Below are 16393 nucleotides of genomic sequence, written 5' to 3'. Positions count from 1 at the left end.
GCGATGCGCTTCCGCCACCCCGACGGCTCCACCGTCCACCTCGCCTACTGCACCAACGTCCACCCGGCCGAGACCCTCGACGGTGTCCTCGCCCAGCTGCGCGACCACTGCGAACCCGTCCGCCGCCGCCTCGGCCGCGACCGCCTCGGCATCGGCCTGTGGCTCGCCAGAGACGCCGCCCGCACCCTGGTCACCGACCCGTCCGCGCTGCGCGGCCTGCGCGCCGAACTCGACCTCCGGGGCCTCGAAGTCGTGACCCTCAACGGCTTCCCCTACGAAGGCTTCGGCGCCGAAGAGGTCAAATACCGTGTCTACAAGCCGGATTGGGCCGACCCGGAGCGGCTCGACCACACCACCGCCCTGGCCCGCGTCCTCGCCCAGCTCCTCCCCGACGACGTCACCGACGGCAGCATCTCCACACTGCCCCTCGCCTGGCGTACCGCGTACGACGACGAGCGGGCGGCGACGGCCCGCGCGGCGCTCACCACGCTCGCCGAACGCCTCGACGCCCTCCACGAACTCACCGGCCGTTCCATCCGTGTCGGGCTGGAACCCGAGCCCGGCTGTGTCGTCGAGACCACCGCCGACGCCCTCGCCCCGCTCGCCGCGATCGGCCATGACCGCATCGGCATCTGCGTCGACACCTGCCATCTCGCCACCTCCTTCGAAGACCCGCACACCGCCCTGGACGCGCTCACCCAAGCCCGCGTCCCCGTCGTCAAGTCCCAGCTCTCAGCCGCCCTGCACGCCGCACACCCCCATCTCCCCGAAGTCCGCACGGCCCTCGCCGCGTTCGACGAGCCCCGCTTCCTGCACCAGACCCGCACCCGGACCTCCGCCGGCCTGCGCGGCACCGACGACCTCGGCGAAGCCCTGGCGGGCGACGCCCTGCCCGACGCCTCGCCATGGCGCGCCCACTTCCACGTCCCGCTGCACGCGGCCCCCGCCGCGCCTCTCACCTCCACACTCGCCGTCCTGCGGACCGCGCTGACCCGCCTCGTCGGCGGTCCGCACCCCCTCACCCGCCACCTGGAGGTCGAGACCTACACCTGGCAGGCACTCCCGCCCGAGCTGCGTCCCCGAGCCCGCGCCCAGCTCGCCGACGGCATCGCCGCCGAACTCACCCTCGCCCGCGACCTGTTGACGGACCTCGGCCTCAAGGAGCTGCCATGACCCAGCCGCCGGTACCGACCCCGCAGGGCGAGCACTCCAGCGAGCACCCCCGTCCCACCCCTCTCCTCGTCCTGGACGTCGTAGGCCTGACCCCCCGTCTGCTCGACCACATGCCGCACCTCGAGGCCCTCGGCCAGTCCGGCTCCCGTGCCCCGCTCGGCACGGTCCTGCCCGCCGTCACGTGCGCCGCCCAGTCCACCTTCCTCACCGGCACCCACCCCGGTGAGCACGGCATCGTCGGCAACGGCTGGTACTTCCGCGAGCTCGGCGACGTACTCCTGTGGCGGCAGCACAACGGGCTGGTCTCCGGCGACAAACTCTGGGACGCCGCCCGGCGCGCGCACCCCGGCTACACGGTCGCCAATATCTGCTGGTGGTACGCCATGGGCGCCGACACCGACATCACCATCACTCCCCGTCCCGTCTACTACGCCGACGGCCGCAAGGAACCCGACTGCTACACCCGTCCCCCGGCCCTGCACGACGAACTCACCCAGAAATTCGGCACGTTCCCCCTCTTCCACTTCTGGGGTCCCGGCGCCGACCTCGTCTCCAGCCGGTGGATCATCGACGCGACCCGCCACGTCAACCGCACCCGCCGCCCGGACCTGACCCTCTGCTACCTCCCTCATCTCGACTACGACCTGCAACGCTTCGGCCCCGACGACCCGCGCTCCCTCCAGGCTGCCGCGGACCTCGACGCGGCCATGGCTCCCCTCCTCGACGACGCCAGGGCGGAAGGCCGTACCGTCGTCGCGCTCTCCGAGTACGGCATCACGCGCGCGGACCGCCCCGTCGACATCAACCGCGCCCTGCGCCGCGCCGGCCTCCTCGAAGTGCACACGCAGGACGGCATGGAGTACCTCGACCCGATGGCCTCCCGCGCATTCGCGGTCGCCGACCACCAGATAGCCCATGTCTACGTGCGACGCCCCGAGGACCTGGAGGCCACCAAGGCGGCGCTCGCCGGTCTGCCCGGCATCGAGCAACTCCTCGACGACGAGGGCAAGAAGGCCCACCATCTCGACCACCCGCGCTCCGGCGAACTCGTCGCCGTCGCGGAGCCGGACGCCTGGTTCACGTACTACTACTGGCTCGACGACGCCCGCGCGCCCGACTTCGCGCAGCTCGTCGAGATCCACCGCAAACCCGGCTACGACCCGGTCGAGCTGTTCATGGACCCCCTCGACCCCTACGTCAAGGTGAAGGCGGCCACGGCGTTGGCCCGCAAGAAGCTCGGCATGCGCTACCGCATGGCGGTCGTACCGCTGGACCCCTCACCTATTCGCGGCAGCCACGGCCGCCTGCCCCTGAGCGACGACGAAGGTCCGCTCATCATCTGCTCCACCCCCCGCGCAGTCACCGGCCGCGTCGCGGCCACCGAAGTGAAATCCCTGCTGCTCGACCTGGCCGGCCTCACCTGACGAGGCCTGACAAGCCGTGACGAGCGACTACGGAAAGTGAAACACGCGCCACTGACAACGCGTCCCGTTACGCGTGCGACGGGCGCCCGGCACCCGCCCGACCTGGGCAAAGGAGGAGGCCGGCCGGGATACGAACCCGAGCCAACCCGGAAAACGAACACGACCCCAACCCGGAAACGAACCCGAGCTCAACCCGGCAACGGGCACGACCCCGAGCCCGCTCCGGTGCCGAGCAACAAACCGCCCGGCACCCGCCACCGCCTAACCCTGACCCGACCCGACCCGACCCGACCCGACCCAACCCGAACCGACCTGATCTGACCCAGCCCGGCCCGACCCGAAAGAGAGACACCGTGACCGCGTTCAACGACGAATCCGGAACCGGCGACGCCCTACGTCGCACGCTCGGCGTCAGCCGCCGCCGTTTCCTCAGCACCTGCACCGCCGTCGCGACCGCGGCGATCGCCGCCCCCGTCCTCGGCGCCTCACCGGCCCTGGCTCTGGCCCAGGACCGGGACAGAGGCCACGACCACGGCGGCGACGTCCTCGTCCCCGCGAACAAGCGCGGCATCATCCTCTACACCGTCCGTGACGCGACAGGCCGCGACCCGCTCTCCACCGATCTGCCCTCCGGATTCCGCGAGGTCTTCAAGCAGCTCTCGCGCTTCGGCTACCGGCAGGTGGAGTTCGCCGGATACGGCCAGCACGCCAACGCCCCGGGCGGCGCGAACCTGGAGTCCGTGGAGGGCGCCAAGCTGCTGCGGTCCTGGCTCGACGAGTACGGGCTGCGGGCCCAGGGCAACCACGGTTTCATACCGCCGTCCTGGCCCCTCAGCACGTCGGACCTGGACACCTTCAAGAAGCACCTGGAGATCGCCAACATCCTCGGCATGGCGCACATGGGCACCGGCGGCGACCCCACCGGCAGCGCCTACCGCGCCGACTGGGACGTGGCCGCCGACAAGTGGAACGCGCTGGGCGAGATCGCCCGCCGCGAGGGCATCAAGCTCTACACGCACAACCACGACGCGGCGTACGGCTTCCTGCTCGACGGCGGTCCGCTGGACGCCCAGGGCCACCCGACCCGCAGCTCCGGCATCCGCAAGCTGGAGTACTTCCTCACGGTCACCGACCCCAAGGTGGTCTGGCTGGAGATGGACATCTTCTGGGCGCACGTGGCCCAGTACAAGTTCCACACGTACACGGCCCATGACGGCTCCACCCAGGAGAACGTGTTCGATCCCGCTGGGCTGGTCACCCGCAACAACAAGCGCTATCCCCTGTTCCACGCCAAGGACGGCACGGTCAACACCACGAACGGGATGGGGTACGACATGGTGCCGTTCGGCACCGGCGTCATCGACTACACGACGTTCTTCTCGCGCGTCGGCGCCCGGAACTACCACAACCCGATGGTCGAGCAGGACAACGCCCCGAGCGCCACCGACCCCGGGCAGTCGCTGAAGCACGCGAAGATCGGTTACGACAACCTCGCGGCCCTCCGCAAGAAGCGCCACTAGTTCCGCTGGTTCCGCGGAAACGCATCAGGCGGCCCTCCCCACATGGCGCTACGTGGGGAGGGCCGCCTGATCCTTCTCGTGTGCCGGGGAACCCGTCAGGTCGCGGGTTGCGGCTCCGGAGCCCGGCTGACCTCGTCGCGACCCGGCTGCTTCAGCAGCAGGGTGATCGCCGCCGCCACCATGGAGATGCCGCCGGCCAGCGCGTAGGCGCCGTTGTAGCCCCAGGCGGCGACCACCATCGAGCCGAGCCCGCCGCCGAACAGACCGCTGATCAGCTTGCCGCTGTACACCAGCCCGTAGTTGCTGGCGTTGTAGTTCTCGCCGAAGTAGTCCGGGGTGAGCGCCGCGAACATCGGGTAGAACGCGCCGCCGCCGAACCCGGAGAGGAAGGCGAAGAACAGGAACAGCGCCTCGCTGTGGATGTCACCGGCCCAGATCACGCCGAACTGGGCGAGCCCCAGGACGACGATGACGAACACCAGGGTCTGCTTGCGACCGTAAGTGTCGGAGAGCCAGCCCACCACGCCTCGGCCGATGCCGTTGATGACGGCCATCACACCCATGGACGACGCCGCCACCAGCGGGCCGAAGCCCACCTCCTTGGCGAAGTCGACCTGGAAGGAGATGCCGAAGATCGACACACCCGCGGTCATGACGAGGGCGATCCACATCAGCGGGAGCATGCCGGTCCTGATGGCCTCCTTGGGCGTGTACTGCTTCACCGCGGGAGGGTTCTTGTCGAGACCGGCCGCGCCCTTCTCGGAACTGCCGTGGGTCAGCGGGTCGATGTCCGCCGGCCACCAGTTCTTCGGCGGGTCCTTGAAGAAGAACGCGGAGGAGAGGACCACGATCATCACGTAGCAGCCGATGAGGTCCAGTACGCGGTGATAGTTGGCCGTGTCGAACGCGTAGTTGAAGATGAAGATGAACGGCAGGGAGCCGTACGCGAATCCGCCGTTGACGAATCCGGTCTTCGCGCCCCGACGCTCGGGGAACCACTTGCCGACCATGTTGATGCAGGTCGCGTACACCAGGCCCGAGCCGATGCCACCGATGACACCGAAGCCGAGAATGGCCAGGAGGACGTTGCTCAGGTGCGAGAGGGCGAGGAAGCCGATCAGGCACATGCCCGAACCGACATACATGGCCCTGCGGGCCGTGAGGATGCCCTTCTCCCGCATCCAGCCCGCCGGGAAGGCGATGCCGGCCTGGAAGAAGACCCAGACGCTCAGGATCCAGAAGGTGTTGCTCTGGGTCCATCCGTGCGCATGGGACAGGGTGTCCTCGGCCGAGCCGTACGCGTACTCGAAGACACTGATGGCCATCATGGCGACCCACGGCAGATACACCATGAATTTACGTGAATGGCCAAGAATGTCCCGGTCCGTCTCACCTATTCGGTAGACACGGCCCCGGGCATCGGTGACTTCCCGGTACGAGCGGTTTGAGGTGCCGGGCGCGCTTGACGCGTCCTTTGCGGCGATGGGTTCCGCCGTCATCAAGCCATCTCCTCGCCAAGAGGGTGCGGGTTGGGAACGATCCGAGCCGTCGGGCGGCCCGGAGATTTGAGGAACAGCGCCAGCACGGCGGAGGCCAGACCGATGGATCCGGCCAGGACGAAGGCGCCGTGGTAGTCCCACGCGCCGACGACGACCGCGCCCATCCCGGAGCCCACGAGCCCCGAGATCAGCTTCGAGCTGTAGACCATTCCGTAGTTGGAGGCGTTGTGGTTCTCGCCGAAGTAGTCCGCCGTCATGGCCGCGAACAGCGGGAAGATCGCGCCGCCGCCGAAGCCGGAGACCATGGAGCAGAAGAGGAAGAACGGCATGCTGCCCATCTGGCCGGAGATGAGGACCCCGAACTGGGCGGTGCCCAGCACCAGACACACGATGATCAGCGTGTGGCGGCGTCCGGCGCGGTCGGATATCCAGCCGATGACTCCGCGTCCCGTGCCGTTGACGATGGCCTTCAGGGACATGGCGGTGGCCACGATTCCGCCGGCGAAGCCCATGTCCTTGCCGAACGGGACCTGGAAGGCGATGCCGAAGATGTTGATCCCGGCCGTGCACAGCAGACAGAACCACATCATCCACAGGACAGGTGTACGGGCCGCCTCCTTCGGGGTGTACTGCTTCAGCGCCGGCGGGTTCTTCTCCAGCGCCCGCCGGATCTTGGGGTCGTCGGACACCTTCAGCGGGTCCACGTGCGAAGGCCACCAGCCCTTGGGCGGGTCCTTGAAGAACCAGCCGGCGAAGGCGACGACGGAGCAGCAGACCAGGCCGACCGTGATCAGGACGCCCTTGTAGTTACTCAGGTCCATGTACGAGGTGAACAGGAACACGAAGGGCACCGAGCCGTAGGCGAAACCGCCGTTGACCAGGCCGGTCTTGCCGCCCTTGCGCTCCGGATACCACTTGCCGACCATGTTCACGCACGTGGCGTAGACGAGACCGGCTCCGATGCCGCTGAACATCCCGAAGCCGATGTACGCGACGATCACGTGCGGCGCGAACGCGAGCGAGAGATAGCCGAGGATCGTGCCCAGCGCGCCGAGGAACATGGCGTACCGCGCCGGCAGTTTCCCGCTCTCCCGCAGCTGCCCCGCGGGGAAGGCGACGGCCGCCTGGAAGAAGATCCAGACACCCATCAGCCAGAAGATGTGCCCACTGCTCCAGAGGTGGGCGTCGTGCAGCGTGTCCTCGGCCGACGTGAACGCGTACTCCGAGGAACTGATGCCCAGCATGCCCATCCATGGGAACAGCACCATGGTCCAGCGTGGTCGACCCATGATGTCCCGATCGGTCTCACCGATGCGGTACGTGCGGCCGTTGACGTCCGTCACCCGTTGATACGGGACAGAAGCCGAGTAGTCGGTGGTTGTCATCTTTGTCAAACACCCCTTGCGTCGAAAGATCTGGACAGCGCCCCCTGCCAAATGCCTTTCGTGCGCCCTCGGGTCCAGGGGGCGGCCGACGCGCACCGTCGGCAGTCCCCGCGCTCACTCACGTCATGGGCCCGCCTCCCCACGGCCCACCGCGCGCGCCCAGCGGTGCTTCGCGCCGAGGGCCTCCACGGGCTCGGTCGGACGGGGCACGAGGCTGTGCCGGTGGCCGGGGACGAGCGCGTGGCCGCGCGGGTCCGTCGGGCCGAGCCGGATCGTCGCCTCGTACGTCGACGGCGGGTCGCTGCCCGCGATGATGACGACGTTGTCGTCCCGGGGGGTCCCCAGCGCCGGCAACGCGCGCGCGTGCGCCGGCGTGTCCTCCTCCAGGGCCGAGGACATCGACGTGGCGGGGACAGCGAGAACCGCCACATCCACCTCACCGGGATCGTTCGTGTCACCCTTGTACGCCTCGCGGCCCCGGATGTCATCGGCCTGCGGGTTCACCGGATGGATCTCTTCGGAGAAGCCGCCGTCGACGACGCCGCGGATGGCGCCGGTCGCCGGTTCCTCGGCAGGGACGGCGATCGCGTACGGGTCCGGGAGCACCTCGCGCTCGGATGCGGTGAGCGCGGTCCGTCCCCTGGCCGGTACGGCGTCGAGAAGCACCCGCGCGATCGGCATCAGGTCCTCGGTCAGCACGTCAGATCACCCCGCTCGACCTGAGCAGGCGCAGTTCCTCGTCCCCGAGGCCGAGCTCGCCGACGTAGACCTCTTCGTTGTGCTCGCCGAGCAGCGGCGAGCTGGTCACGTGGACGGGGGAGTCGGAGAGCTTCAGCGGGTTGCCCACGGTCAGGAACTCGCCCCGCTCGGGGTGCGGCACCTTGACGACCATCTCGTTGGCGATCAGTGACTCGTCCTCGACGATCTCCTTGGTGGAGAGGATCGGACCGCACGGGATGTTGTGGGCGTTGAGCTTCTCCAGTACCTGCCATTTGGGAAGGGTGCTGGTCCACTCCTCGATCAGCTGGAACATCTTGGTGAGCTTGGGCAGGCGGGCCTCGGGGGTGGCCCACTCGGGGTCGTCGGCGAGTTCGGGCCGGCCGATGAGTTCGCTGATCGGCTGCCAGCCGACGGGCTGCACGATGACGTAGACGTAGTCGTTGGGTCCGCCCGGCGCGCACCTGACCGCCCAGCCGGGCTGTCCGCCACCGGAGGCGTTCCCGGACCGGGGAACCTCGTCGCCGAAGTCCTCGTTGGGATATTCGGCGAGCCTGCCATGGGCCAGGCGCTGCTGATCGCGCAACTTCACCCGGCAGAGGTTGAGCACGGCATGCTGCATGGCCACGTTGACCCGCTGTCCACGCCCGGTGTTCTCCCGCTGGAACAGCGCCGCGAGAATCCCCGCCACGGCGTGGATGCCCGTGCCGGAGTCGCCGATCTGGGCGCCGGTGGCGAGTGGCGGCCCGTCCTCGAAGCCGGTGGTCGCCATCGACCCGCCCATGGCCTGCGCGACCACCTCGTACGCCTTGAAGTTGGTGTACGGACCGTCCCCGAACCCCTTGATGGAGGCATAGACGATACGAGGATTGATCTCCCGGATCCGGTCCCAGGTGAAGCCCATACGGTCGACCGCGCCCGGCCCGAAGTTCTCCACCATCACGTCCGAACGCCGGATCAGCTCGGTGAGGATGCCCTTGCCGCGCTCGGTCTTGGTGTTAAGAGTGATGCTCCGCTTGTTGCAGTTGAGCATCGTGAAGTACAGGGAGTCGACGTCCGGGATGTCGCGCAGCTGCTTGCGCGTGATGTCACCCGTCGGCGCCTCCACCTTGACCACGTCCGCGCCGAGCCAGGCGAGGAGCTGCGTCGCCGAGGGGCCGGACTGCACATGCGTCATGTCGAGGACGCGGATGCCTTCGAGAGCCTTGGTCATGCCCAGGTCACCTCACTTGTGCGTCGTCTGGCGGATGGGTCGGAAGGGTGCACGGCACATTGCATACAGTCGACGAATACTGTATGAAGATTGTTATCCCGCATCCGGTGGGTGATGTCCAGGGGTCGTGCGCCACTTTTAAGACAGGAGCCGAAGATGGACCTGTACGAGCACCAGGCAAGGGCACTCTTCGAAGAACACGGCATCCTGGTGCCGCGCGCCGAGGTCACGGACTCGCCCCAGGAGGCCAGGGAAATGGCCCGCAGGCTCGGCGGCCACGTCGTCGTCAAGGCCCAGGTGAAGGCGGGCGGACGCGGCAAGGCGGGCGGGGTGAAGCTCGCCGAGAACCCGGCCGACGCCGAGCTCACCGCACGCCGGATCCTCGGTATGGACATTAAGGGCCACATTGTCCACCGCGTGATGTTGGCTCAACCGGTCGACATCGAGAGCGAGTTCTACGTCAGTTACGTCCTCGACCGGGCCGCCGGCCGCTTCCTCGCGATCGCCTCGGCCGAGGGCGGCATGGAGATCGAGGAAGTGGCCGCGAGCCGCCCGGAGGCCGTGGCGCGCATCCCCGTCGACCCGGCCGAGGGCGTCACATCGGCGAAGGCGGCAGAGATCGCCCGGGCAGCCGGGTTGCCCCCGCAGACCGTCGACGTACTGATGCGACTTTGGGAGGTACTGACCCGCGAGGACGCCGTCCTCGTCGAGGTGAACCCCCTCGTCCGTACCGCGCAGGGACAGATCCTGGCCCTCGACGGCAAGGTCACCCTGGACGACAATGCCCGCTTCCGGCAGGCGCGCTGGGGCGAGCAGGACGCCGCCCACGACGACCCGCTCGAGGCCGCTGCCGCCGCCAAGGGCCTCAACTACGTCAAGCTGGACGGCGAGGTCGGCATCATCGGCAACGGCGCGGGCCTGGTCATGTCGACGCTGGACGTGGTCGCGGGCTGCGGCGCCCGCCCCGCCAACTTCCTCGACATCGGCGGGGGAGCCTCGGCCCAGATCATGGCCGACGGCCTCTCGGTGATCCTCTCTGACCCGGCCGTGAAGTCGGTCTTCGTCAACGTCTTCGGCGGCATCACGGCCTGCGACGCGGTCGCCGACGGCATCGTGCAGGCCCTGGAGACCGTGCAGCTGACCAAACCCCTCGTGGTCCGCCTCGACGGGAACAACGCCGCTCGCGGTCGCGCCATCCTGGAGGATCGCGCGCACCCCCTGGTCCAACAGGCCACCACCATGGACGGCGCCGCGCGCCGTGCCGCCGAGCTCGCCAACACAAGCTGAAGGAGCGGGACATGGCGATCTTTCTCACCAAGGAGTCCAAAGTCCTCGTCCAGGGCATGACCGGAGGCGAGGGCATGAAGCACACCCGGCGGATGCTCGCGGCCGGCACCGACGTGGTCGGCGGGGTCAACCCGCGCAAGGCCGGCCGCAGCGTCGACTTCGACGACCGCGCCATCCCCGTCTTCGGCTCGGTGCGCGAAGGCATGGAGAGCACCGGCGCGGGCGTGAGCGTGGTCTTCGTGCCGCCCGCCTTCGCCAAGGCGGCCGTCATGGAGGCCGCCGACGCCGGGATCGGACTCGTCGTGGTGATCACGGAAGGCATCCCCGTCCACGACTCGGTCGCCTTCCACGCGTACGCCACCGCCCGGGGCACCCGGGTCATCGGTCCCAACTGCCCCGGACTGATCAGCCCCGGCCAGTCGAACGCGGGCATCATCCCCGCCGACATCACCAAACCCGGACGCATCGGCCTGGTGTCCAAGTCCGGCACGCTGACGTACCAGCTCATGTACGAGCTGCGCGACATCGGCTTCTCCACCTGCGTCGGCATCGGCGGCGACCCGGTCGTCGGCACGACACACATCGACTGCCTGGCGGCCTTCGAGGCCGATCCCGACACCGAGCTCATCGTCCTCATCGGCGAGATCGGCGGCGACGCCGAGGAACGGGCGGCCGCGTACATCCGCGAGCACGTCACCAAGCCCGTCGTCGGGTACATCGCGGGATTCACCGCGCCCGAGGGCAAGACGATGGGCCATGCCGGAGCGATCGTCTCCGGCTCGTCGGGCACCGCCCAGGCGAAGAAAGAGGCCCTTGAGGCGGTCGGGGTGCGCGTGGGCGGCACACCGACCGAGACGGCACGCCTGGTCCTGGACCAGCTGGAAGCAGAGCGTGGCGTCACTCATAGTTGACGTGAGGTGACTGCCAGAAGCCGTGTCGCCTCACTACCTTCCTCCGTACGTACGTGACCACCGTCCGTGCGGTTCCCCGTACGCGACCACCGTCCGTACCAATGGCCGTACTTGATCGCCGTGAGTACGGCGGCCGGGCAACCCGTCCCGGCGGCTGAGCCATGTACCCCCGCCCCCGTCTGTGCACCGAGAGCGGAGAAATCCGAATGGCATCCATCCCCAACACCCTCACCCTGAAGTCCGGTACGTCCTGGACCGACGCCTGGCAGCGGTGCCTCACCGTCGCCCCCGAGGCGTTCCGCGACGACCGGGTCCTCAACCTCTGGGGCGCCGCCTGGCAGGCGGACGGCCGGGCGCTGCCCGCCACCAGCCCCGTCGACGGCAGCCCCATCGCGGGCCCGCCGCGCCTGGACGGCACCACCGCCCGGCAAGCCGTACGCGCCTCACTCGACCAGCACCGCGCCTGGCGCCATGTGCCGCTCGAGGAGCGCCGGGCCCGCGTCGCGGCGACCCTCGACGCGCTGACCGAGCACCGCGAGCTGCTCGCCCTGCTGCTCGTCTGGGAGATCGGCAAGCCCTGGCGGCTCGCGCAGGCCGACGTGGACCGCGCCATCGACGGTGTGCGCTGGTACGTCGACGGCATCGAGCCCATGGTGGAAGGCCGGACTCCGCTCGACGGACCCGTGTCCAACATCGCGAGCTGGAACTACCCGATGAGCGTGCTCGTTCACGCCATGCTGGTACAGGCATTGGCGGGCAACGCGGTCATCGCCAAGACCCCGACCGACGGCGGAGTCGCCTGCCTCACCCTGGCCAGCGCGCTCGCCGCGCGCGAAGGGATCCCCGTCACCCTCGTCAGCGGCAGCGGAGGCGAGCTGTCGGAGGCGCTCGTCCGCGCGCCCGAGATCGGCTGCGTCTCCTTCGTCGGCGGCCGGGACACCGGCGCCGCGGTGGCCACCGCCGTCGCCGACCTCGGCAAGCGACACGTGCTCGAACAGGAAGGACTCAACACCTGGGGCATCTGGAACTACACGGACTGGGACGCGCTGACCGCGGTCATCCCCAAGCTCTTCGACTACGGCAAGCAGCGCTGCACGGCCTACCCGCGCTTCGTCGTCCAGCGGGCGCTGTTCGACGAGTTCCTCGCCGCGTACCTCCCGGCCGTCCGCACCCTGCGGATCGGTCACCCGCTCGCGGTCGAGCAGCCCGACGACCCGTTCCCCACGCTCGACTTCGGCCCGGTCATCAACGCGGCCAAGGCCAAGGAGCTGCACGACCAGGTCGCCGAGGCCATCGACCGGGGCGCCGTGCCGCTGCACCGCGGCAAGCTGTCCGACGCGCGGTTCCTGCCCGGCCAGGACACGTCCGCGTACGTCCAGCCCGTCACGATCCTCAACCCGCCGCCGTCCTCTCCGCTGCACCACGCGGAGCCCTTCGGCCCGGTCGACACCATCGTCCTGGTCGACACCGAGGCCGAGCTGCTGGCCGCGATGAACGCGTCGAACGGCGCGCTGGTCGCCACGCTGTCCACGGACGACCAGGCGACCTACGACCGACTCGCCCCGCAGATCCGCGCGTTCAAGGTCGGCCACGGAAAGCCCCGCTCCCGGGGCGACCGCGACGAGCTCTTCGGCGGCTTCGGCGCGTCCTGGAGCGGAGCGTTCGTGGGCGGAGAACTGCTGGTACGTGCGGTGACGCAGGGCCCGGCGGGGGAGCGGCTGCCGGGGAACTTCCCGGACTACCACCTCATGCCGTGAGGTGGTGCCTCCTGGCATGAAAGTCGTCCTTCATGCCAGGAGGGCTGATTCTCTGCCGTGAAGTGAGGGCGGCCGGCGTCCGTACCGGACGCTGAGGCGGGCGGCGTCCGACCGGACGCCGCCCGTTGACCGCCTCCACGACGCCGCTCGGTGCCCCGGAGACGGGCTCAGGGCGCCGAGCGGGGTCCACTGCTCAAGCCGGACCCACCGGTCGAGGCATGACCGTTGCGCAGCCGGCCGATCACCCGTGGTGAGCCCCCGGTACACCCTCACCCAGCCCTCCGCACCCCCTCCGGCGACGCGGATATGCAGGTGAAAGGCACTCCGAAACCTTGGTATTGTTGTCCATGTCGCCGCCGGGAACACCCCCGGTCAGGCGGCAGACACCTGGTCCGGGTGGCGGAATGGCAGACGCGCTAGCTTGAGGTGCTAGTGCCCTTTATCGGGCGTGGGGGTTCAAGTCCCCCCTCGGACACAACCACAACCACTGTCGATACGGTGATGAGGGCCTCGACCTGACGGTCGTGGTCCTCCTTGCGTTTTCGTAACTGATTGTGATGCCGAGGGCTTCGTGGAGCGGGCCCTTCTTCTCGGTGTCGGCTGTGCGGATGCGCTGTGCGATGTCTCCAAGCAACAGCACCCGGAGGTCCCCCGGAGCGAGCCGTCCCAGGCGGAGGGCGAGCGGGGCGACGACGCCTAGCGCCGCTGGACGATCCGTCGCCGGGGGCCGGGTGAGGATGCACTTTTTTCGGCGCTGTCACCGGTTCCCGGGCCGCCTGCCGTCCAGCAGTCCGTGCAGGTGCGCGGCAGCGTTCTCGATGTCCGCGTATTTCTGCTGTCCGGCGCGTACCTCGGCAGAGAGCACACCGCAGCGGTGGACGCGCTCGAAATCGCCGTACGGGAACTTGTACCGGCCCTTGGTCTCCTTTCCCATCGCGTCGTCGATGCCCAAGTACCACCGGGCGTACTCGTTGAATCCGTGCTCCTCGAGGTAGGCATTCTCGTCCGCTGCCGAAGGCTGGTGCTCGCTCCACTCGTCCCGGTCGTCCAGGACGATCCGGCCCTCTTCGGCCAGTTTCTTTGCGTGGTCGAACGCCACCGCGTTCAGTTTCACCGTCATGCCGTTTACCTCCGCATCGTCTGTCGTGTTCAGATGTCGGCTGCCGCCGCCCGGATATCCTGCCGAGCCTGCCCCATCAGCTCGTCCAAGTCGCCGACCTCAGGAGTGAGTTCCAGCGCCCGCGGCGCGATCTGCTGCAGCCATGCCGCAGTGGCCAGGGCCAGTTCGACGGCCTCCCGGGTCCGCTCCTCGCCGAGCAGTTTCTCGACTTTGAAAGCAATGCTCGCGAGTGTGTCGTCATCGGTGGCAGGCACCAAGTAGGGCTCCAGGCCCGGCGGATACGGTGTCCGCTCCCGGTACTCACGCATCGCGGTCACGACCGCGGGCACCGCGCTGTACCAGTCGAGGAGGCCCATGAAGACGTACAGGCGTGCCACCAGCCGTGGCAGGCCGGGGTGCCGATCCAGCCAGGCCATCAGCTCACGCTGATCATCGAAGTGGTCCATGATCTGCGACATCGCCTCCGCGACCCGGTTGGGCCAGGTCCAGTGGAAGGGCAGCAGCCGCGCCACCTGATGGGCGAGCGCCGCCTCGCCCTCCGCGTCCAGCGTGCCGGCGACGAACTCGGCGACCTGCCCGTGGTCCAGTCCGTAGTCGGCCGGCGCCGCCCGGTCCTGTGAGCTCTGCGACGAGTCGTGGCGCAGACGCAACAGCCGTGTGCCGATCTTGCTCAGTGTCCGGTTCCGCATTCTTCCTCCCGGCTCGCGATGTGTTCTTCATCGTCCGGAGCGGCCGAACGACCAGCTCCCGCTCGGATCCATGCGACCGCCCTACGACCCCCGCAGTTCGCCGGACCGCGCAGCATCCGCGGACGCTCAGGCTGCCGTCGTCCACAGGCGGCGTCGGACACCTTCTCGGCCCCTTCGAGGCCGGTGTCGAAGGCCTCGCCGATCATCGCGATGGCGGTGATGAACCAGGCCGGGAAGAGGTAGTCGCCGACGCCGACCTGCCCTCCGATGAACTTGCCCAGGACGGACGCGTCCAGCGGCAGGAAGGAGACGGCGACCAGAGTCGCGAACAGGGCCGTGCCCAGCACCACCACCGCGTGGGCCTGCTCGCTCAGGCTGAGCGGGGCGGTCATCGTGTCGACCTGCCCTCTGACCCGAGCACGGACTGCCCGGCGGAGATGATCGTTGCAACCGGGAGCGCGAGAGCCCGGGCGATCTCCGACGGCAGGCCGGGGTCGGCCACCAGCACGACGCACACGGCAGCGTGCGGGCCGCTTCCGCCGTGGCGCGGTCGGCGTTCCGAAGGATCCGGGGTCACCCGGCGGATTCGAGGGCCTGGGAGAAGTCCGTTCCGAGCTGCGACATCAGGTCGTTGAACTCCTTCTCGCTGATCGCCTCCCGGAGCACGGCCAGTACGGTCCGCACACCCCGGTCGGCTTCCTCCTCCTTGAGCATGGTGCGTTCGGCCACGCGCCGCACGCTGTCGTGGTGGCCGAAGCGCTCGATGAGGTCGGTGGTTCCCCGGCGCACCGCCTCCGCGAGGCCCTCGGGGAGCTCGGTGATCAGGTTCCTGGCCTCGCCCGGGCTCACCCGGTGGGCCAGCGTCTCGAGCGTGGCCCAGGTCAGGTCCGCCGCCTCCTGCCGGCTCAGTCCGGTGCGCTCGGCGACGGTACGGACGAATTGCTTCTCATCTATGCGTCGTACCCCTTCGCTGCTGTGTTGCGACGAACGGCGCGGCCCCCCTCCAAGCGTGCCACGCCGACCCGGCCCGTGCTCGCGCACGGACGGCGGTGACCACGACCCCCACAGCTTGACGCCCCCGTGCACCGTGGTGCGCAGGGCCTCACCGGCCAGGACGGTGTCGAAGACCGACCTGGCCACCCCATCCCGGTTGCCGTACTCGTCCGGGGGATTGGCGCGAAGCGCCTTGACCACTTACTCGGGGCGCTCCGGCATTCTCGGCGGCCTGGACCAGTTCATCTTTGCCCGTGGGGAAGTCGACGTCCTGCAGCGGGTCCAGCACGTCCGTACGCTTGTGGAAGACATATCTCCTCCTCAGTTTTTGTCCCGGGACACTTCGCACTCGTGCCCTACCTGTGGCATTCCCGGCAAAACCGGCTGCTGGCGATGTCGAAGCACTCCGGGGAATCCTGTGCCCGACAGCCGAATCCATGGGAGATCACATGCCCGGCAATATCGAACGTGCCGCGCTGCGCGCCGCGGCTCAGGCCGCCGAGCAGATCCTGGCGAACGCCTCGGAGCAGGCCGAGCAGGCCGAGCCGCAGGACCCGTACGCCCAGCGCGTCGCCGAGCTCGGGATGCTGACCGGTGCGTTGAGGGCCCTGCTGGACACGGTGCGCCCCTTTACCGAGGAAGGCGAAGAGGACGGGCAGTGACCGGCGCTTTCGGCACCGGCCGCCAGCGCGTCGGCCGGGGGAC

16 protein-coding genes and 1 tRNA gene are annotated in these 16393 nt (G+C 69.0%); 8 read left to right on the top strand and 9 right to left on the bottom strand.

Going from position 1 to position 16393, the window contains the following annotated elements; all coding sequences use genetic code 11:
- Positions 1-3 precede the first annotated feature (3 nt).
- The 3 genes from eboE (at position 4) to ACFVXA_RS24985 (ending at position 4117) form a co-directional block, all read left to right on the top strand.
- Positions 4-1173, top strand: coding sequence for a metabolite traffic protein EboE (eboE, locus tag ACFVXA_RS24995; protein WP_384022540.1), 1170 nt, complete (start codon positions 4-6; stop codon positions 1171-1173).
- Entirely contained in the window at positions 1170-2597 is a 1428-nt protein-coding gene (locus ACFVXA_RS24990) for an alkaline phosphatase family protein (protein ID WP_390026741.1), read from the top strand. The genes eboE and ACFVXA_RS24990 overlap by 4 nt, the downstream gene beginning before the upstream one ends.
- Before the next feature lie 353 nt (positions 2598-2950).
- The gene (locus tag ACFVXA_RS24985; protein ID WP_389469847.1) at positions 2951-4117 is read left to right on the top strand and encodes a sugar phosphate isomerase/epimerase family protein; all 1167 of its coding nucleotides are present in this window, start codon (positions 2951-2953) and stop codon (positions 4115-4117) included.
- A gap of 95 nt (positions 4118-4212) precedes the next feature.
- Here the strand turns inward: ACFVXA_RS24985 and ACFVXA_RS24980 are convergent, their stop codons facing one another.
- The 4 genes from ACFVXA_RS24980 to frc all read right to left on the bottom strand — a co-directional run bounded on the left by ACFVXA_RS24980 (position 4213) and on the right by frc (position 8931).
- Positions 4213-5616, bottom strand: a complete 1404-nt coding sequence (locus ACFVXA_RS24980; protein WP_362028813.1) for an OFA family MFS transporter — start codon at positions 5614-5616, stop codon at positions 4213-4215.
- Positions 5616-7001, bottom strand: coding sequence for an OFA family MFS transporter (locus tag ACFVXA_RS24975; protein WP_383745101.1), 1386 nt, complete (start codon positions 6999-7001; stop codon positions 5616-5618). Before ACFVXA_RS24975 ends, ACFVXA_RS24980 begins: the two co-directional genes overlap by 1 nt.
- 123 nt (positions 7002-7124) lie before the next feature.
- Complete coding sequence (locus ACFVXA_RS24970; RefSeq protein WP_390026738.1) at positions 7125-7700, bottom strand: CoA-binding protein; 576 nt, start codon at positions 7698-7700, stop codon at positions 7125-7127.
- Position 7701: 1 nt separating this feature from the next.
- On the bottom strand, positions 7702-8931 hold the full coding sequence (gene frc / locus ACFVXA_RS24965) for a formyl-CoA transferase (protein ID WP_390026735.1): 1230 nt from the start codon (positions 8929-8931) through the stop codon (positions 7702-7704).
- A gap of 156 nt (positions 8932-9087) precedes the next feature.
- Between frc and sucC the strand changes: the two genes are divergently transcribed.
- From sucC to ACFVXA_RS24945, 4 genes are all read left to right on the top strand, one after another.
- Positions 9088-10218 carry an ADP-forming succinate--CoA ligase subunit beta gene (sucC, locus tag ACFVXA_RS24960; protein WP_390026732.1) on the top strand — a complete coding sequence of 377 codons (1131 nt, stop codon included), beginning with the start codon at positions 9088-9090 and terminating at the stop codon, positions 10216-10218.
- 11 nt (positions 10219-10229) lie between these two features.
- Entirely contained in the window at positions 10230-11129 is a 900-nt protein-coding gene (gene sucD, locus ACFVXA_RS24955) for a succinate--CoA ligase subunit alpha (RefSeq protein ID WP_390026729.1), read from the top strand.
- Between the two features lie 206 nt (positions 11130-11335).
- Entirely contained in the window at positions 11336-12886 is a 1551-nt protein-coding gene (locus tag ACFVXA_RS24950) for an aldehyde dehydrogenase family protein (RefSeq protein WP_384401271.1), read from the top strand.
- 390 nt (positions 12887-13276) lie between these two features.
- Positions 13277-13361, top strand: a tRNA-Leu gene (locus ACFVXA_RS24945).
- A 282-nt stretch (positions 13362-13643) separates the two neighbouring features.
- Here ACFVXA_RS24945 and ACFVXA_RS24940 read toward each other — a convergent pair.
- From ACFVXA_RS24940 to ACFVXA_RS24920, 5 genes are all read right to left on the bottom strand, one after another.
- On the bottom strand, positions 13644-14006 hold the full coding sequence (locus ACFVXA_RS24940; RefSeq protein WP_389938872.1) for a hypothetical protein: 363 nt from the start codon (positions 14004-14006) through the stop codon (positions 13644-13646).
- Positions 14007-14035: 29 nt separating this feature from the next.
- Positions 14036-14695 carry a hypothetical protein gene (locus ACFVXA_RS24935; RefSeq protein ID WP_362028833.1) on the bottom strand — a complete coding sequence of 220 codons (660 nt, stop codon included), beginning with the start codon at positions 14693-14695 and terminating at the stop codon, positions 14036-14038.
- Positions 14677-15087, bottom strand: a complete 411-nt coding sequence (locus ACFVXA_RS24930) for a hypothetical protein (protein ID WP_390026726.1) — start codon at positions 15085-15087, stop codon at positions 14677-14679. The genes ACFVXA_RS24935 and ACFVXA_RS24930 overlap by 19 nt, the downstream gene beginning before the upstream one ends.
- Positions 15088-15268: 181 nt before the next feature.
- The gene (locus ACFVXA_RS24925; protein WP_389938878.1) at positions 15269-15889 is read right to left on the bottom strand and encodes a DUF2267 domain-containing protein; all 621 of its coding nucleotides are present in this window, start codon (positions 15887-15889) and stop codon (positions 15269-15271) included.
- A complete protein-coding gene (locus ACFVXA_RS24920; RefSeq protein WP_389938881.1) occupies positions 15798-16127 on the bottom strand; it encodes a DUF2795 domain-containing protein in 330 nt (109 codons plus the stop codon). The genes ACFVXA_RS24925 and ACFVXA_RS24920 overlap by 92 nt, the downstream gene beginning before the upstream one ends.
- 10 nt (positions 16128-16137) lie before the next feature.
- On the opposite strand from ACFVXA_RS24920, the gene ACFVXA_RS24915 reads away from it, so the two are divergent.
- Positions 16138-16350 (top strand): hypothetical protein, encoded by a 213-nt coding sequence (locus ACFVXA_RS24915; protein WP_389471238.1) that lies wholly within the window; start codon positions 16138-16140, stop codon positions 16348-16350.
- Positions 16351-16393 lie beyond the last annotated feature (43 nt).

The sequence above is a fragment of the Streptomyces sp. NPDC058246 genome, assembly GCF_042881985.1.
Lineage (GTDB): Bacteria > Actinomycetota > Actinomycetes > Streptomycetales > Streptomycetaceae > Streptomyces.
Note: the sequence above shows the minus strand (reverse complement) of the source record. Positions and strands in the feature narration are given on the sequence as shown.

Excerpts from the sequence above, each read along its gene's own strand:
- ACFVXA_RS24980 (WP_362028813.1), bottom strand. The coding sequence starts at position 5,616 with ATGACGGCGGAACCCATCGCCGCAAAGGACGCGTCAAGCGCGCCCGGC.
- ACFVXA_RS24940 (WP_389938872.1), bottom strand. The coding sequence starts at position 14,006 with ATGACGGTGAAACTGAACGCGGTGGCGTTCGACCACGCAAAGAAACTG.
- ACFVXA_RS24975 (WP_383745101.1), bottom strand. The coding sequence starts at position 7,001 with ATGACAACCACCGACTACTCGGCTTCTGTCCCGTATCAACGGGTGACG.
- ACFVXA_RS24920 (WP_389938881.1), bottom strand. The coding sequence starts at position 16,127 with ATGGATTCGGCTGTCGGGCACAGGATTCCCCGGAGTGCTTCGACATCG.
- ACFVXA_RS24915 (WP_389471238.1), top strand. The coding sequence starts at position 16,138 with ATGCCCGGCAATATCGAACGTGCCGCGCTGCGCGCCGCGGCTCAGGCC.
- sucD (WP_390026729.1), top strand. The coding sequence starts at position 10,230 with ATGGCGATCTTTCTCACCAAGGAGTCCAAAGTCCTCGTCCAGGGCATG.
- ACFVXA_RS24930 (WP_390026726.1), bottom strand. The coding sequence starts at position 15,087 with ATGACCGCCCCGCTCAGCCTGAGCGAGCAGGCCCACGCGGTGGTGGTG.
- sucC (WP_390026732.1), top strand. The coding sequence starts at position 9,088 with ATGGACCTGTACGAGCACCAGGCAAGGGCACTCTTCGAAGAACACGGC.
- ACFVXA_RS24935 (WP_362028833.1), bottom strand. The coding sequence starts at position 14,695 with ATGCGGAACCGGACACTGAGCAAGATCGGCACACGGCTGTTGCGTCTG.
- ACFVXA_RS24950 (WP_384401271.1), top strand. The coding sequence starts at position 11,336 with ATGGCATCCATCCCCAACACCCTCACCCTGAAGTCCGGTACGTCCTGG.
- frc (WP_390026735.1), bottom strand. The coding sequence starts at position 8,931 with ATGACCAAGGCTCTCGAAGGCATCCGCGTCCTCGACATGACGCATGTG.
- eboE (WP_384022540.1), top strand. The coding sequence starts at position 4 with ATGCGCTTCCGCCACCCCGACGGCTCCACCGTCCACCTCGCCTACTGC.
- ACFVXA_RS24990 (WP_390026741.1), top strand. The coding sequence starts at position 1,170 with ATGACCCAGCCGCCGGTACCGACCCCGCAGGGCGAGCACTCCAGCGAG.